This is a genomic window from Microbacterium sp. Leaf351 (genome assembly GCF_001423825.1).
Taxonomy (GTDB): domain Bacteria; phylum Actinomycetota; class Actinomycetes; order Actinomycetales; family Microbacteriaceae; genus Microbacterium; species Microbacterium ginsengisoli.
Map to the genome: position 1 here is coordinate 41,944 of NZ_LMPK01000021.1, position 15,759 is coordinate 57,702.

The 15,759-nt window shown below is 72.0% G+C and carries 14 protein-coding genes and 2 pseudogenes; 10 read left to right on the forward strand and 6 right to left on the reverse strand.

What is annotated here, in order from left to right; genetic code table 11:
* The first annotated feature begins 228 nt into the window (after positions 1-228).
* Genes ASG00_RS07565 through ASG00_RS07585 form a run of 5 tightly spaced genes read left to right on the forward strand, consistent with a single transcriptional unit; the run spans position 229 to position 3,549 of the window.
* A complete protein-coding gene (locus ASG00_RS07565; protein WP_162237844.1) occupies positions 229-789 on the forward strand; it encodes an alternate-type signal peptide domain-containing protein in 561 nt (186 codons plus the stop codon).
* 13 nt (positions 790-802) lie between these two features.
* Positions 803-1,360 (forward strand): hypothetical protein, encoded by a 558-nt coding sequence (locus ASG00_RS07570; protein ID WP_056208111.1) that lies wholly within the window; start codon positions 803-805, stop codon positions 1,358-1,360.
* 19 nt (positions 1,361-1,379) lie between these two features.
* Positions 1,380-2,273: a hypothetical protein gene (locus tag ASG00_RS07575; RefSeq protein WP_056208114.1), complete on the forward strand. Its 894-nt coding sequence runs from the start codon at positions 1,380-1,382 to the stop codon at positions 2,271-2,273.
* Positions 2,270-2,941: a hypothetical protein gene (locus tag ASG00_RS15345; RefSeq protein WP_056208118.1), complete on the forward strand. Its 672-nt coding sequence runs from the start codon at positions 2,270-2,272 to the stop codon at positions 2,939-2,941. Before ASG00_RS07575 ends, ASG00_RS15345 begins: the two co-directional genes overlap by 4 nt.
* Positions 2,938-3,549, forward strand: a complete 612-nt coding sequence (locus ASG00_RS07585) for a signal peptidase I (protein ID WP_056208121.1) — start codon at positions 2,938-2,940, stop codon at positions 3,547-3,549. Before ASG00_RS15345 ends, ASG00_RS07585 begins: the two co-directional genes overlap by 4 nt.
* 76 nt (positions 3,550-3,625) lie before the next feature.
* Here the strand turns inward: ASG00_RS07585 and ASG00_RS07590 are convergent, their stop codons facing one another.
* From ASG00_RS07590 to ASG00_RS07600, 3 genes and pseudogenes are all read right to left on the reverse strand, one after another.
* Complete coding sequence (locus ASG00_RS07590) at positions 3,626-5,194, reverse strand: DEAD/DEAH box helicase (RefSeq protein WP_082483139.1); 1,569 nt, start codon at positions 5,192-5,194, stop codon at positions 3,626-3,628.
* 243 nt (positions 5,195-5,437) lie between these two features.
* A pseudogene (pgi, locus tag ASG00_RS07595) lies at positions 5,438-7,103 on the reverse strand (glucose-6-phosphate isomerase); the annotation flags it as partial.
* Positions 7,104-7,155: 52 nt separating this feature from the next.
* Positions 7,156-7,791, reverse strand: coding sequence for an NADPH-dependent F420 reductase (locus ASG00_RS07600; protein WP_056208174.1), 636 nt, complete (start codon positions 7,789-7,791; stop codon positions 7,156-7,158).
* A gap of 54 nt (positions 7,792-7,845) precedes the next feature.
* Here ASG00_RS07600 and ASG00_RS07605 point away from each other — a divergent pair.
* The 5 genes and pseudogenes from ASG00_RS07605 to ASG00_RS07620 all read left to right on the forward strand — a co-directional run.
* On the forward strand, positions 7,846-8,851 hold a 1,006-nt coding region (locus tag ASG00_RS07605), incomplete at its 3' end, for a cation:proton antiporter (protein WP_235559428.1).
* 1 nt (position 8,852) lies between these two features.
* Positions 8,853-9,351 (forward strand): annotated as a pseudogene (locus ASG00_RS17670) (Na+/H+ antiporter); the annotation flags it as partial.
* Between the two features lie 83 nt (positions 9,352-9,434).
* Entirely contained in the window at positions 9,435-10,370 is a 936-nt protein-coding gene (locus ASG00_RS07610) for a phosphotransferase family protein (protein ID WP_156454727.1), read from the forward strand.
* Positions 10,371-10,524: 154 nt separating this feature from the next.
* Positions 10,525-11,940 carry an MFS transporter gene (locus ASG00_RS07615; RefSeq protein ID WP_082483141.1) on the forward strand — a complete coding sequence of 472 codons (1,416 nt, stop codon included), beginning with the start codon at positions 10,525-10,527 and terminating at the stop codon, positions 11,938-11,940.
* Positions 11,941-11,958: 18 nt separating this feature from the next.
* A complete protein-coding gene (locus tag ASG00_RS07620; RefSeq protein ID WP_056208131.1) occupies positions 11,959-12,819 on the forward strand; it encodes a Cof-type HAD-IIB family hydrolase in 861 nt (286 codons plus the stop codon).
* A gap of 36 nt (positions 12,820-12,855) precedes the next feature.
* Here ASG00_RS07620 and ASG00_RS07625 read toward each other — a convergent pair whose 3' ends face one another.
* The 3 genes from ASG00_RS07625 to ASG00_RS07635 all read right to left on the reverse strand — a co-directional run bounded on the left by ASG00_RS07625 (position 12,856) and on the right by ASG00_RS07635 (position 15,592).
* The gene (locus ASG00_RS07625; RefSeq protein ID WP_045245826.1) at positions 12,856-13,761 is read right to left on the reverse strand and encodes a DMT family transporter; all 906 of its coding nucleotides are present in this window, start codon (positions 13,759-13,761) and stop codon (positions 12,856-12,858) included.
* Between the two features lie 65 nt (positions 13,762-13,826).
* Entirely contained in the window at positions 13,827-14,792 is a 966-nt protein-coding gene (locus ASG00_RS07630; protein ID WP_056208134.1) for a DNA-3-methyladenine glycosylase family protein, read from the reverse strand.
* Between the two features lie 74 nt (positions 14,793-14,866).
* Positions 14,867-15,592 carry a winged helix-turn-helix domain-containing protein gene (locus tag ASG00_RS07635; protein WP_056208138.1) on the reverse strand — a complete coding sequence of 242 codons (726 nt, stop codon included), beginning with the start codon at positions 15,590-15,592 and terminating at the stop codon, positions 14,867-14,869.
* Positions 15,593-15,759: the final 167 nt, after the last annotated feature.

Sequence of the window (15,759 nt, forward strand, 5' to 3'; positions counted from 1 at the left end):
CGCTCGACGCGGCGCTCGCGGGCTGAGCCGCGGCATCCGCTCGTCGTCGGCGCCGACGAGGACGATAGAGCATACGGCGCACGAGGACGTGAGGCAATGGCCTGGCGTGACCCCGGAGGCGGCGGCGTAGAGTGCCGCCACGCACCTGGGGAGAGCGAGGGGGAATCGCTCGGGGTGCGGCACAGGGGGACGGTGGAGTCTCCCTGGCGATCTCATTGGGGAGACAACATGAACAAGGCAACAAAAGGCACGTTGGCGATCGCGTCGGGTGTCGTCCTGCTCTTCGGAGGCGGAGGATCGCTCGCGTACTGGAGCTCGCAGGCGACGGTCACGCCGGCGCAGGTCACGACCGGTCAGCTGACGATCGGCACGGCATCGTCGTCGGGTTGGTCGGTGGAGAAGTACCTCGGGTCCAGTTTCACGAGCGTCGACACGGCGAGCTACCTCGCCGTTCCGGGTGACACGCTGCAGTACGCGGCCACCTTCCCGGTGACGGCGGTCGGCACGAACCTGAAGGTCTCGGCAGCACTGACGGGCGGTGCCCTCACGTCGTCGAGCTCGGGCCTGCAGACCCTTCTCGGCGCGACGCCGACGTACACGGTCAAGGACCAATCGGGCACGACGATCACCCCGTCGGCCGGGTCGTACGCGATTCCGAACGGCACGACCTCGCTCAGCGTGACGACCACGATCTCCTGGCCGTTCGGATCGACCGGCGATCAGGTCGGCGTGAACTCGACGATCTCGCTGTCGCAGATCGGCCTGACCCTCACCCAGGTCGCTCCGTAACCAGCCGACGGTCATGCGCGGGAGCACCACGACCGCGGTGAGTGCGGCATCCCTGGTCCTCGGGGCTGTCGTGCTCGCCGTGGTCGTCGCGCCCGGCACCTACGGATCGTTCTCGTCCGCGACGAGCGTCAGCCCCGCCACGGTCACGACCGGAACGCCCTCGCTCGCGATCACCGCCGGAACGCCCGTGACCCCTGCCGGGGTGTATCCGGGCGGCCCGGCCGACCTCATCGCGGTGAGGACCGTCACCAACGGCGGCGCCGTCGGGCTGCGCCTCGGAGCCGCCGTCGCCCTCGCCGGGGCGTCGTCGTCGAATCTCGGCGGCAACGTCGTGGTGAGTTTCGCCACGCAGACCAGCGCGACCTGCGCGGCGACCCCACCGGCGTCGGGGCTGTGGACGTGGAGTCTCGCCGGCGGTCTCACCTCACCGACGACGGCGCCGACGCTGGCGTCAGGGGCGAGTGCCACCCTCTGCGTCTGGCAGTCGCTTCCGGTGACGGCCGCCAATGGAACCTTCGCCGCCAGCGCGTCGCCCACCCTCACCCTCACCGGCTCCCAGACATCGCCGTGACCGGACATCGAGCACCGCCATGACCCGCAGAACCGCCGCCATCGCCGCCCTCGCGGCGGCCTGTGCGTTCGCGGTGCTCGCACCGGCGGCCGCGTTCGCCTACTGGTCCGTCAGCGCGCAGACGACGGTCGCGGCATCGAGTCGCACCTTCGCGGTCACCGCTCCCGGCGCGACCGCGGTGTCGTTCTTCGGGCGCACCGGCTCCCAGTACGCCGCGGTGACCATGGCCAACTCGGGCACCACGCCGTGGGCGAGCGTCGCCGTCGCCACGGCGCCCGGAACGAACTCCCTCGGCAGCGGGGCCACCGCCACCGTGCAGATCACCTCGGCCGCGAGCGCCTCGACCTGCGCGACGGATGCCACCTACAGCGGCGTCGCCGCGCAGAACCTGCTCGCCGCGGCATCCGCGACCCTCTCGACGAACCTTCCGGCGCCGGGCGCCACCACCTACGCCTGCCTGAAGATCGTGGTCGCCGGTGTCGTCGCGAGCACCGCCAGCGGGGCCGCCCCGCCGAGCCCCGCAGCCGCCGCCACCCTGACCCTCACCCCCGCGCAGCAGAACTGGAGCACGTCGCAGTCGGCCCCGCTGACCGCGACGAGCACGGGGTGGATGTCGTGCCTGACCAACCCGGGCATCCTCAACGTCGCCGCACAGTCCGCCACCGTCACATACACCGCGCCGGTCTCGGGTACGTACACCTTCACGCTCGACACCGGTGCCACCTCGACAGCGACGGGTGTGCCCGCCGGAACCGCCACCCGCACGATCACCAACGCCCTCCTCGGCGGAAGCGCGGGCGACCACTACGTCACCGTGAGCTACACCGCTGGGAGTACCACGGTGTACGTCGGCATCGCTCATCTGACCTATGTGTCGGTGCTCGGGCTCGGCCTGGGGGTGCAGTGCACATGACCGGCTCCGTCGCGCTGCTCGCCGTGCTCACCGCGGCAGCGCTCCCGCTCGCGCCGGCGGCCGCGCCTGCCGTCGCGCGGGCCGCCACGGCGGCAGGCGAACCGGGGCTCTCCTTCAGCGCCGACGGCTCCACGTGGACATCCGGCCCGCTCGACATCGTGCCCGCGTCCTGGCGTCCTGTGCCGGGATCCGCCTTCGACGCCACGTTCTCGGTGCGCAACGACCGGAGCACCGCGGCATCCGTCGCCCTCTTCGCCACCGATGTGTCCTCGAGCTCGCGCGACCTGCTGCTCGCGACGAGCATCGCGGGAGGAGGGGACGCCCCGCAGCAGCTCGGTGAGGTCACCGGATGTCTCGCACTGGCGTCGGCGCGACTCGCACCGGGCGAGGTGATCCCGGTGACGCTCTCGCTCGCCGTCTCACCGGGATTGAGCACCGCGCAGAACACGGCGGTGTCGTTCGAGGTCGTCTCGACCGCGAGCGACGCGATGACGGCACCGCCGGCCTCGACCTGCCCCGTCGCGTCCGCACCCGCGCCGTCGGTGTCGGCACTGCCGCGCACGGGCTGGTTCGACGGCGACACGCTGCGCACCGTGCTGCTCGCCGGTCTCGGCGCACTGGGCGCGGGCGCCGTGCTCTCGGTGAGACGCAGGGAGCACCACAGATGACCGACACCCTCCCCGCCACCCGCCGCGCGGTGCGCCACCGATCCGGAGAGCGGGTCTCCGTGGTGCGGATGATCGCGGCGGGACTGTCCTGGGCTCCGCTGGTGATCGTCGCGTTGATCGCGATCGTCGTCATCGCCGTGCCGGCCGTGACGGGATCACGCGCCTACACGGTGCTCACCGGGTCGATGGTGCCGCTGTATCCCCCCGGCACCCTCGTCGTCGTTCGGCCCGTCGATCCGTCGACGCTGCGTACCGGTGACGTCGTCACGTATCAGCTCGAATCGGGCAAGCCCGCGGTCGTCACCCACCGCATCGTGGGAATCGGTGCGTCGGGCGACGGCGCCCCCCTGTTCCTCACCCGCGGCGACGCGAACAATGTCGACGACGCGAAGCCGGTGCTCGCCGCGCAGGTCGTGGGCAAGCTCTGGTACGCCGTGCCCTACATCGGATGGATCAACAACATCCTGGTCGGTGACTGGCGCATGTGGGTGATCCCGATCGTGGTCGGCGCGCTCCTCCTCTACGGCGTCGTGACGCTGATCTCCGCCCATCGTGATCGGCGTCGTGCCCGCGCCGCCGCCGATCGCGGCACCCGTCGAGTGCACTGAGACGGGATGCCGCGGCCCCGGGTCGGTCGGTCGGAGCGACAGACCCGGGGCCGCGAGACCTCGGTGCGGCGTCGCGTCAGGGGCGGCTGGCGCGACGGTGCCGGCGGGCGCCCGCAGGGCGTGCGGCCGTGCCCTCGGATGCCGCGGGCCGGCCGCCGTGCGGATGTGCGGCGCCGTTCGCGCCGCCGTGGCGGGCCTGTCCGGTCCCACCGTGGCCCTGCGCACGCTGTCCCTGCGTGGAACGCTGCCCCTGTGCCTGCCCCTGGCCGCCGCGCGCCGGGCGTCCCTCGCCGGAACGCGGCGTCGCGGCATACGCGCGACCGGCGCCGGACGTGCCGCCCGACGACCGGCGACCGCGCGATCCGCCCTGACCGGCGGCCGGCTGCGACCCACCCTGGGGCTTCGCCTTCTGCGGCTGGGTCTTCGGCTTCTGCGCGGCGGCGGCCGGAGCGGCGCTCGGTGCCACGCGCGCAGCCATCTCGCCGACGAGGTCGCGCACAGCGGGGGTGTCGGCATCCACGTTCTCGAACGGTGCGGTGATGGCGGCCTTGCGCAGCATGTCGGCCACGTCGCGCTTCTGCGACGCGAGCACGACGGTGACAACGGTGCCCTCGGCGCCGGCGCGCGCGGTGCGGCCCGAGCGGTGCAGGTAGGCCTTGTGCTCGAGCGGCGGGTCGACGTGCACGACCAGCTCGACCTCATCGACGTGCACGCCGCGGGCGGCGACGTCGGTCGCGACGAGCACGCGAACACCTCCGGCTGCGGGGTCGGCGCCGAAGGCTGCGAGGTTGCGCTCGCGGGCGCCCTGGCCGAGGTTGCCGTGCAGGTCGACCGCCGGGATGCCCCTGGCTGTCAGCTGGCGCGCAAGCTTCTTGGCCTGGTGCTTGGTGCGGGTGAAGAGGATGCGGCGCCCCACGCCGGACGCGAGGGTCTCGACGAGGCTCGCCTTGTGGTCGTCGGCGACGAGCAGCACGCGGTGGGTCATGGCGGCGGCGGGCACGCTGGACTCGTCGACCGAGTGACGCACCTCGTCGCGCAGGAACGAGCGCACGAGGCCGTCGACACCGCGGTCGAGGGTGGCGCTGAACAGCAGGCGCTGTCCACCGGCGGGCGTCGCCTTGAGGATGCGGGTGACGCCCGGCAGGAAGCCGAGGTCGGCCATGTGGTCGGCCTCGTCGAGCACAGTGATCTCGACGGTGTCGAGGGTCACGACACCCTGCTTCATGAGGTCTTCGAGTCGGCCCGGGCAGGCGACGACGATGTCGACGCCGGCACGCATGGCCTGCTCCTGCGGGCGCTGGCTGACGCCACCGAAGATCGTGGTGACGCGCAGACCCGCCGCCTCCGCGAGCGGGGTGATGGTCGCCGCGATCTGGGTGGCGAGCTCGCGGGTGGGGCAGAGCACGAGACCGCGCGGACGGCCGGGGCGGCGGGCTGCGGCCTTCGCCCCGCTGAGGCGGGCGACGAGGGGCAGCGAGAACGCGAGCGTCTTGCCACTGCCGGTGCGGCCGCGGCCGAGCACGTCGCGACCCGCGAGGGAGTCGGGCAGCGTGTCGCGCTGGATGGGGAAGGGCTCGGTGCGGCCGGTGGCCTCGAGCACGGAGACGAGCGGCGCGGGCACGCCGAGAGACAGGAACGAAGACATGGGGGACTTTCGGGATGAGGGCGCGCTCACGAAGACATGTGCACGCGGGGAGGGCGCGGGTGCGTGATCGCACCTCGGGTCGCCGCTCGAGAAGAACCGCGACGGGGAAGTCGGGGAGCGTGTCAGCGACGCAGGCGCCGAAGCGCCGTCATCGACGTTATCACGGGTGCGGTGGGTGTCTGCCGGGCGGGAGCGCGAACGACGACGGGCGCCGACCCGGGGGATCCCGGTCGGCGCCCGTCNGGTAGTACGCGAGCAGGCTCCGGGTCGAGGCATCCTGCGCGGCGAAGGCCGCCTCGTCGCCCTCGATCGCGGGCGCGATCTGCAGGGCGAGCTGCTTGCCGAGCTCGACGCCCCACTGGTCGAAGGAGTTGATGCCCCAGATCGTGCCCTGCGTGAACGTGATGTGCTCGTAGAGCGCGATCAGCTGGCCGAGCACCGACGGGGTGAGCGCCGGGGCGAAGATCGAGGTCGTCGGGCGGTTGCCCGAGAACGTGCGGGCGGCCACCAGCGGGCCCGTCGTGCCCTCCGCCTCGACCTCGGCGGCCGTCTTCCCGAACGCGAGCGCCTTGGTCTGGGCGAGGAAGTTCGCGAGGAACAGCCCGTGCACGTCGCGGTCGCCGTCGACGAGCGGGAAGGCCGGGTTCGCGAACGCGATGAAGTCCGCAGGGATCACCCGGGTGCCCTGGTGGATGAGCTGGTAGAACGCGTGCTGCCCGTTCGTGCCGGGCTCGCCCCAGAACACCTCGCCGGTGTCGGTCGTGACGGGCGTGCCGTCCCAGCGCACCGACTTGCCGTTGGACTCCATCGTGAGCTGCTGCAGGTACGCCGGGAAGCGGTGCAGCAGCTGCGAATAGGGCAGCACCGCGTGGGACTGGGCGCCCAGGAAGTTGACGTACCAGACGTTCAACAGGCCGAGCAGCACCGGCACGTTCTGGGCGAGCGGGGTCGTCGCGACGTGCGTGTCGACCGCGTGGAAGCCGGCGAGGAACTCGTCGAACACGTCGGGGCCGAGCGAGATGGCGAGCGACGTGCCGATGGCCGAGTCGACCGAGTAGCGGCCGCCCACCCAGTCCCAGAATCCGAACGCGTTGTCGGTGTCGATGCCGAAGGCCGCCACCTTGTCGAGCGCCGTCGAGACCGCGATGAAGTGGTGTGCGACCGCGTTCGTGCGGGATGCCTCGTCGTTGCCGATCGCCCCCTGCTCGGCGAGCTTCGCCCACAGCCAGTCGCGCGCGAGACGCGCGTTGGTCAGGGTCTCCAGCGTCGTGAAGGTCTTCGACGCGACGATGAACAGCGTGGTCTCGGGGTCGAGATCGGCGGTCTTCTGGGCGATGTCGGTCGGGTCGATGTTCGACACGAACCGGGCCTCGATGCCGGCGTCGGCGTAGGGCTTGAGGGCCTCGAACACCATGACGGGACCCAGGTCGGATCCGCCGATGCCGATGTTCACGACCGTCGCGACCCGCTTGCCGGTGACGCCCGCGAACTCTCCCGAGCGCACCCGCTCGGCGAACGCGCGGATACGGCCGAGCACCTCGTGCACGTCGGTGTCGATGTGCTGTCCGTCGACGACCAGCGCGGGGCTCGCGCCCGCCGGGCGACGCAGCGCCGTGTGCAGCACCGCCCGGTCCTCGGTGGTGTTGATGTGCGCGCCCGACAGCATCTCGGCGTAGCGCGCGGCGACCCCGGTCTGCTCGGCCAGGCGCACGAGCGAGGCGAGGATCTCGTCGGTGATGAGGTTCTTCGACAGGTCGACATGCAGGTCGGCCAGCGGGAAGCTGAGGCGCTCCGCGCGGTCGGCGTCCGCGGCGAACCAGCCGCGCAGATCGGGGTGGAACGAGGAGTGTGCGGCGGCCAGCTCAGCCCAGGCGGGCGTGGTGGTCGCGTCGATGGGGGCGGTCACGATGAGACTCTACCGATGACGGATGCCGCGGGCCGCGGCATCCGTCGGTCGGTTCTCAGCGCTCGGCCGCCGCGAGGTTCGCGACGAGCTCGTCGGCGTTCTGCCGAACGACGTACGCCGGACGGTCGCGCTCGACGCGCCAGCTCTCGGCGAGAGGGCCGGCGCTGACGGTGTCGAAGCCGAACTCGTCGTAGAGGGCCGTGATGAAGGCGACGGCCTCGTCGGAGTCGCTCGCGGTCGCGAGGGCGCGCCGGTCGGGGGTTCCGGCCGGGGTGCCGTCGGTGAGGATCTGCGTCGACATGATGTGGTTGAAGCCCTTCACCACGGTCGAGGTGGGAAGGTGCTCCTGCAGCATCTGCGACGTGGTGGTGAGGTTCTCGTCGAGGGCGGCGATGTGGCCGTCGCGTTCGAAGTAGTAGTTGTTCGTGTCGACCACGATCTTGCCCGCGAGCGGGGCGACCGGCACCTGGTCGAGGGCCTTGAGCGGCACCGTCACGATGGCCCAGTCGCCGGCGGCCGCGGCCTCTTCGGCTGTCGCGGCGCGGGCGGTCGGGCCGAGGTCGGCCACGAGGTCGGCGAGGGTCTCGGGCCCGCGCGAGTTGGCGATCACCACGTCGTAGCCGCGGTCCACGAGGCCGCGGGCGAGGGTCGATCCGATGTGTCCTGCTCCGATGATTCCGACTGTCGTCATGCTCGCCACAGCGCTCCGCGCCGCGCCGGTTTTCCCGCGCGACATACTGGGCGCATGGATCCGGTCGCCACCATCGCCTGGGTGGTGGCGTTCGTGCTCGTCACGGTCATCGTCACCGGCCTGGTCGGTCGCATCGGCTTCTCCGCACCGGTGGCGCTCGTGGTCGTCGGCGGCATCGCGTCGTTCGTGCCGTGGGTGCCGCGGGTGAGCGTCGAACCCGATCTGATCCTCTTCGGCATCCTCCCGCCGCTGCTGTTCGCGGCCGCGCTGAAGACCTCGCTCATCGACATCCGCGCCCGCAACGACAGCATCCTGCTGCTCTCGGTCGGCCTCGTCGCCTTCACGGTCGTGGTCGTCGGAGTCTCGACGTGGGCGGTGCTGCCCGCCGTGGGCCTCGCCGCCGCCTTCGCGTTCGCCGCTGTCGTCGCCCCGACCGACGCGGTCGCGGTCACGGCGATCGCGGGCAAAGTGGGCCTGCCGCGACGGGTGGTGACGATCCTGGAGGGCGAGAGCCTGCTCAACGACGCGACCGCGCTCGTCGCGCTGAACGCGGCGATCGCGGCGATCGTGAGCGTCGTCAACCCGGGCACGGTGGCGCTCGACTTCGTGCTCGCCGTCGGCGTAGGGGTGGCGGTCGGGGTCGGCGCGGGCGCGCTGCTCACCGTGGTGCGCCGGCCGCTGCGCTCGCCCGTGCTCGACACCACCCTCATGCTCGCGGTGCCGTTCGCGGTGTTCCTCATCGCGGACGAGCTGCATGGCTCCGGGGTGATCGCGGTGGTGATCACCGGGCTGTACGTGGGCTTCCGCTCGCCCGGGGTCATCCGCGCCGAGTCCCGCGTCGCCGCGCAGCTCGTGTGGCGCACCATCCAGTTCCTGCTGGAGAACGCGGTGTTCCTGTTCATCGGCCTGAACCTGGCCGGGATCCTCGAGGGCGCCGTGCGCACCGGACCGGGCCTGTGGCCGACGGTCGGCATCGTGGCCGCGATCCTCGCGGCCCTCATCCTCTCCCGCTTCGTGTGGGTGATGATCACGACGTTCGTCTACCGGTTCGGTCCGCGGGNCGTCGTGACGCTCGCCGCCGTGTTCCTGCTGCCCGAGCAGACGCCGATGCGGGAGTACCTGCAGTTCCTCGCGTTCGTCGTGGTCGTCGCGAGCCTGATCGGGGGTCTCGCGCTGCCCCGCATCGTGCGGGCGCTGCACCTGCCGGCGCGCAACGACCTGCAGGAGCACACCGAGGTGAAGCTGCTGATGGCAGAGGCGCGGCAGGCGGGGCTGCGTCGCCTGGACGAGACCGTCACCCCCGACGACGAGCCGCGCGTGGTCGAGCTGCTGCGCGCCGACGCGGCGTTCCTCGGCGAGACGCTCGATGCCGGGGCGGATGCCGCGTGGCCCCAGCTGCAGTCCATGCATCGTCTGCGCCGCGCGATGATCCAGGCGCAGCGCGAAGCGGTTCTCGTCGCGCGCCGCGAGCGCCGGTTCCAGGAGGTCGCGGTGCTCGCGGCGCTGCGCGCCATCGACGCGGAGGAGACGTCGCTGCGGGCACAGGAGGCCGAGCCCTAGTCCTCGGCGCGCGCGGGGCGGCGTCGGTGGCGGGTCATCGAGACCCCTGTCGTCTGCGGATGCCGTCGACTACCGTCGGTCGCGTGCCGCTCTCCGCCGATCTGGTCGCCCGCCTCGCGCGCGACCACGACCTCGGCGTGGTGACCGGGGTCGTTCCGCTCGGCGGGTCGCAGAACGCGGTCGTGCTCGTGCGCACCGACCGCGGCGAGCACGTGGTGCGGGTCGGTGCCGTGCACGACCTGCGCCGTGAGCGCTACTTCGCCCGGGTCGTGCACGAGCGTGCCCGCACGCTCGCCTCGCCGTGGCCCTTCGTCGTCGACGAGACCCTCGGCGCGGCCGTGATGCCGAGGCTCCCCGGAGCGGCGCTCCGGCCCGGTCGTGCCGGGAGAGGCGATCGGGTCGGCGCGGCGTTCGGTCGTGCCGTCGCGGAGCTCCACGACATCAGATTCAGCGCGGCAGGCGAATGGGATGCGGCCGTCGACGACCTTCGACCGGACGACCGGACGGCCGCCGAGGCGTTCCTCGCGCGCGTGCGGCAGCACGCCCTCGCCGCCTCCCTGGCACCCGACGACCGCGCCTTCGTCGACGCGGCGGTCGAGCCCGCCGCCGCCGCGATCGGCGACATCGTGCCGACGTACGTGCACGGCGACCTCGGCCTCGGCAATCTGCTCGCCGACCGCGCACCCGACGGACTCCGATTCACGGGCGTGCTCGACCTCGGCGGCGGGCGCGCGGGCGACCCCGACGAGGACATCGCCGTGGCGATCTGGTGGCCGCTGTACGCGAACGACGACGCGCTCGCGACGTCGTTCCTGCGCGCATATCGATCCCGTCAGGCGGCCCGAGCCCACGAGGCACTCCGTATGCGCGGTTACCTCGCCCTCAGCCTGCTGCGCACCTGGGAGACGGGGCGACGCGACGGGCGGGACTGGTTCGGCGGCGCAACCCTCTTCGAGACCTGGGCGTCGCCCCTCCTCGAGCGGGGAGCACGCGTGGTCGACGAGGTCGCGCGCGGTTGATGTCGGTCCGCGTCGCCCGACGGCGGTGCAGGCGGCGTCGAGGCGGGCACCCGCGGGGCGGAGGGCCCGTCCGGGTATCGGATGTCGCAGGCGCGCGGCATGATGGGCCGCAGCACGTCTCCCCGAGGCATCCCCCCGACGATCGGAGAAACGCATGGGCACCGCTCTCGCGCCTGTCGGCCCCGACGCTCGTCGCGCGCTGCGCAGCTTTCACCAGGTCGTGCTCAACACCCTCGTCGCGAACGTCACGAGCAGCTACCTCTGGTATGCGCTCACGTTCTGGGCCTACCTCGAGACCCGCAACGTGCTGGCGACGTCGATCATCGGCGGCAGCTACATGCTGCTCGTCGCCCTGCTCGGTGTCGTGTTCGGCGCGCTCGTCGATCACATGAGGAAGAAGGCGGTCATGGTGCTCTCGAGCCTCGTGACCCTGATCGCCTACCTCTGCGCCGGCGCGGTCTACCTCGCGGTGCCCGAACGCGCGCTCATCGACTGGGGCGGGCCGTGGTTCTGGGTGTTCGCCGGCGTCATCCTCATCGGCGGGGTCGTCGAGAACCTGCGCAACATCGCGCTCTCGACGACGGTCACCTTACTCGTGCCGCCCGATCGCCGAGACCGCGCCAATGGACTCGTCGGCACCGTGCAGGGGGTCACCTTCCTGGTGACGAGCGTCTTCTCGGGGCTGTCCGTCGGCTTCCTCGGAATGGGCGGCACGACGTTCGTCGGCATCGGGCTCACCGCCGTCTCGTTCGCGCATCTGATGGCCGTGCGCATCCCCGAACGCGAGATCGCGAAGGTCGAGGGCGGCGGGTCGGGCTTCACGATGCGTGGGGTCATCCCGGCGATCCGCGCGGTGCCGGGGCTGTTCGCCCTGCTGCTCTTCTCGACCTTCAACAATCTCGTCGGCGGCGTCTTCATGTCCCTCATGGACCCGTACGGGCTGGAGCTGTTCAGCGTGCAGATCTGGGGCATCGTCCTCGGCGTCACGAGTGTCGGCTTCATCGCCGGCGGCGCTGTGGTGGCACGGTTCGGGCTGGGGCGCAATCCGATCCGCACGATGCTGCTCGCCAATCTCGCGGTCGCGGGCGTCGGACTCACCTTCACGCTGCGCGAGTGGTGGTGGCTCTACGTCGTCGGCATGTTCGCCTTCATGATGCTCATGCCGATGGTCGAGGCAGCCGAGCAGACGGTCATCCAGCGGGTCGTGCCCTATCGCGCCCAGGGGCGTGTCTTCGGGTTCGCGACGAGCATCGAGACCGCTGCCGCACCGGTGACAGCCTTTCTCATCGGACCCGTCGCGCAGTACGCGCTGATCCCGTACATGGGATCTGACGCGGGCCGCGACACGTTCGGGTGGCTCCTCGGTGACGGCAGCGCGCGCGGCATCGCGCTGGCGTTCGTCGGGGCGAGCATCGCGATGCTCGTCATCGTGCTCATCGCCTTCGTCTCGCGCCCCTATCGACGGCTGTCCCGCGCCTACGCCGAGACGCCGCCTCCGCCGGCCGCCGCGGACGCCACGGAGGAGGGGGATCGTCCGGGGCACTCCGTCCGGAGCCGAACGGCAGCGTGAGCGCGGGAGAATAGCCGTGTGACCCCCGACGCCGCCGCCCCGCCGACCGCACTCACTCCCGCCGACGCGCTCCCGTCGATCGACCTTCGCCTGATCGCGGTCGACATGGACGGCACGCTGCTCGACGCGAACGGAGCCGTGCCCGACGACCTGTGGCCGCTGCTCGACGACCTCCACGATCGGGGCATCGCGTTCGCTCCGGCGAGTGGCCGCCAGTATGCGACGCTTCGCCGCGACTTCGACAGCCACGCCGACGGCATGGTCTTCATCGCCGAGAACGGCGCCCTGGTCATGCGTGACGGCGTCGAGCTCAGCGCCGACCTGCTCGAGCGCGACATCGTCGCCGAGGTCGTGAGACTCGTGCGGACGATCGACGCCGACGCGGGGCTTGTGCTGTGCGGCAAGCGCGGCGCCTACATCGAACGATCGGATGCCGCGTTCCGCACCGAGGCACACCGGTACTACGCGGCGCTCGAGGTCGTCGACGACCTGCTTGCCGTCGACGATGAGATCGTGAAGCTCGCGGTGTTCGACTTCGCGGGGGCCGACGCATCCGCGTTTCCGGCGCTCGCGCACCTGCGGGCCACCCATCAGGTGGTCGTCTCGGGGGAGTGCTGGGTCGACGTGCTCAACGTCGATGTCAACAAGGGGCACGCGCTCACCCGCCTGCAGCAGGCGCTCGGGGTCACGGCTGAGCAGACGGTCGCGTTCGGCGACTACCTCAACGACCTCGAGCTGATGGATGCCGCGGCCCACTCCTTCGCGATGGCCAACGCCCACCCCGACATCGTGGCGCGAGCCCGCTACGTCGCGCCGTCGAACCGTGATCACGGCGTCATCACGGTGCTGCGGAGCATCCTCGATCGTCTGGGCGCCTGAGGCCGCGGATCAGCGTGAGCTCGCTCGAATCGTGACTCACGCGCGCGGGCTGAGTCCCGGCTCGGTCGGCTCGACGTCGGGCTGCGAGAGCGTCGCGACGATCACGCCGACGAGGGCCAGTACGCCGCCGAACACCTTGATCGGGTCGGGAGTCTCGCCCAGCGCGATCGCGAACGCGTAGCCCAGCGCAGGGATCGCGGCGGTCGCGGCACCGGAGATGACGGCCGGGAGGCGCTCGGCGCCGTAGTTGAACAGCACGAGTGTCGGAGCGGTCACCACGAGCGCGAGGATGAAGATGCTGACGACCCCGCGCAGGTCCGTCGGGATCGCGAACGTGCCGGTGACGCCCTCCCAGCCGAGCCAGGGCAGCATGAGCACGGTGCCCCAGATACCGGTCGCCGTGGCGAGCACGACCGGGTCGGGTGCTTCCTCGCGCGCGGCGTAGCGACGCAGCAGCACGGTGTAGATCGCGTACGCGCTGATGCCGATGACGTAGAGCACGGCGCCGAGGTCGACCCGGAATCCCGACGCCGCGACGAGCGCCACGCCGCCGGTGGCGAGCGTGAGGCCGATGACCGTCGCGACCGTCAGGCGCTCGCGCAGCATGATGACCGCGGCGATCGCGGTGAGCACGGGCAGCAAAGCCGAGACGAGCGCCTCGGTGCCGGGGGTCGTGAACAGCAGGCCGATGTTGGCGAGCGAGTAGTAGATGGTCACGCCGGTGAGTCCGAGCAGGATGCTGCGGGGGTCCGCCAGGGTGCGCCAGAAGTGGCGGCGGCGCATCGCGAGCGGCACGAGCACGACCAGGGCGATCGCGAACCGGCCGACCGACAGCACCGCGGGGGAGCCGGTCTCGAGGGCCCACGCCGAGATGACATAGGCGACCGACCAGAGCACCACCGCCAGGCCGATCGCGCCGAGCGGGAGCCAGGTGCGCCTCACGCGCCGACCGGGACGAGCGCGGGAGCCATGCGCTCAGCCTATCGACGCGGCGAGGCCCGCCGCGGTCATCGGGCGCGGTGGTCTTCGGGATGCAGGCGGGCGCCCCGCCGGGGTTCGCGCACGCCGGCCGCCGCGAGCAGACGGATGACCCGTTGCCGGTGCCCTCGCCACGGCTCGAGCAGGTGCAGCATCCCCTCGTCATCGGTGCGATGTCCGGTGAGGGCGAAGCCCACCTCGTGCGCGAGGTGGTAGTCGCCGACGCTGACCGCATCGGCGTCGCCGAACGCACGGATGCGCGTCTCGGCGGAGGTCCACGGCCCGACGCCCGCCAGCGACACCAGCACGCGGTCGGCCTCGTCGAGGGAGGTGCTCGTCGCCCGCACGATCGCCTCGCCTTGGGAGGCCGCGCGCACGATCGCGCGCGACTGCGGCGGCTCGAGTCCCGCTCGGTGCCACGACCACGACGGCACACGGCGCCACCCCCCGATCGACGGCGGTGCGAACAGCGGCCGCGGAGTCGGTCCCGGCGCGCGCTCGCCGTACCAGGTGACGATGCGCCGCCAGGCGGCGAATGCCTGCACGCCGGTGACCTTCTGTTCGACGATCGCACTCGCGAGCGCGTCGAACACGAGGTCGGTGCGCGAGAGTCTGAGGCCGGGGTGACGATGGTGGGCATCGACGAGAAGCGGATGCCGCGGCTCGAAGCCCGCGGCGTCGTCGCGCGCCCCGCACAGGTCGGGCAGCTGGGCGAGCGCCCACGCGGCGCCCGGTCCCCAGGCTGCCCCGCGGATGACGCCCGGCGAGGTCTCGCGCAGTGCGAGGGTGGCCACCCCGTCGGGGGTGCGGCTCGCGCGCCAGATGACGGCCCCGTCGGCGTGCATCGTGGGATCGCCCGCACCCCGTCGCTGGAACAGCACGGTGCGCCGCAGATCGAGCGGCTGCCGCGGACGGTACTCCGTCTCGAGCGGGCGGGTGTTCGCGGGTCTCGGGTCGCGACCCACCGCCGAGGCGGCGGCGGGAGCGAGCGTCATGCGCTCACCCTAGGCGACGCCGCCGACGTCGGCGAGGTGCCGACGGGGGATGTCCCGTGCGCGCCCGCGGCGGCTCAGAAGCGGTCGGGCGACGGGGTTCCGTGGCCGTAGCGGATCGACACGTCGGCGTGACGGTCGAAGCGGTATCCGACGCCGCGCACGGTGCGCACGATGTCTTCGAAGCGTCCGAGCTTGGCGCGCAGGCGTCGCACGTGAACGTCGATCGTGCGCTCGCCCGGGGCATCCGCGTCGTCGCTGCTCCACAGCGAGTCGACGAGCTCGGTGCGCTCGATGGTACGGCCCTCGCGCAGCACCAGGTACTGCAGCAGCTCGAACTCCTTGTAGGTGAACGAGGCGGACTCGCCGTCGATGAGCACGCGCTTGCGGGAGATGTCGACGACGACGCCGGATTCGGCGCGTTCGTCGGTGGCGGGGCGCTCGGCTTTGGTGCGGGCGACGGCTCCGGGCTCGCGCAGGGCGAGGCGTACGACGTCGACGTCGCGGCCGCCGGCCCCGACGGGGGCGAGGGCGACGGTGGCGTAGGTCTCGGCGCCCGGGGCGATGTCGGCGAGGGTGCGGCGCAGGGCGGTGACGAGGGTGTTGAGCGAGACGCCGGCGGCTGCCGCGGTGGCCTCGTCGAAGCCGACGTAGAGCGCGAAGCCGCGGGGCTCGCTGCCCTCGGGGATACGGCGCTCCGGTGCGGGGGCGGCCGGGGCGGCCGGGGCGGCCGGGGCGGCGGGCTCGACGATGCGCAGGGCGGGGCGGGCGACGGGAGAGTCAAGAAGGGCGGAGTTCGACATGGGATGAGTCCTCGGGGAGGGAACCGGGCGTGTGCCTCGCGGTTCGGTGCGTGGTGTCGTGTGGGCCGCGGGTCGCGGCCGAGGTGCGGCATCCTGATCGACGATGTCCGGCCGATCGGATGCGGGGCGCGGATCTCCGTTCAGAAGGAGTCCGGGTGCCGACGGGG

Excerpts from the sequence above, each read along its gene's own strand:
- ASG00_RS07565 (WP_162237844.1), top strand. The coding sequence starts at position 229 with ATGAACAAGGCAACAAAAGGCACGTTGGCGATCGCGTCGGGTGTCGTC.
- ASG00_RS07570 (WP_056208111.1), top strand. The coding sequence starts at position 803 with ATGCGCGGGAGCACCACGACCGCGGTGAGTGCGGCATCCCTGGTCCTC.
- ASG00_RS07575 (WP_056208114.1), top strand. The coding sequence starts at position 1,380 with ATGACCCGCAGAACCGCCGCCATCGCCGCCCTCGCGGCGGCCTGTGCG.
- ASG00_RS15345 (WP_056208118.1), top strand. The coding sequence starts at position 2,270 with ATGACCGGCTCCGTCGCGCTGCTCGCCGTGCTCACCGCGGCAGCGCTC.
- ASG00_RS07585 (WP_056208121.1), top strand. The coding sequence starts at position 2,938 with ATGACCGACACCCTCCCCGCCACCCGCCGCGCGGTGCGCCACCGATCC.
- ASG00_RS07590 (WP_082483139.1), bottom strand. The coding sequence starts at position 5,194 with ATGTCTTCGTTCCTGTCTCTCGGCGTGCCCGCGCCGCTCGTCTCCGTG.
- ASG00_RS07600 (WP_056208174.1), bottom strand. The coding sequence starts at position 7,791 with ATGACGACAGTCGGAATCATCGGAGCAGGACACATCGGATCGACCCTC.
- ASG00_RS07615 (WP_082483141.1), top strand. The coding sequence starts at position 10,525 with ATGGGCACCGCTCTCGCGCCTGTCGGCCCCGACGCTCGTCGCGCGCTG.
- ASG00_RS07630 (WP_056208134.1), bottom strand. The coding sequence starts at position 14,792 with ATGACGCTCGCTCCCGCCGCCGCCTCGGCGGTGGGTCGCGACCCGAGA.
- ASG00_RS07635 (WP_056208138.1), bottom strand. The coding sequence starts at position 15,592 with ATGTCGAACTCCGCCCTTCTTGACTCTCCCGTCGCCCGCCCCGCCCTG.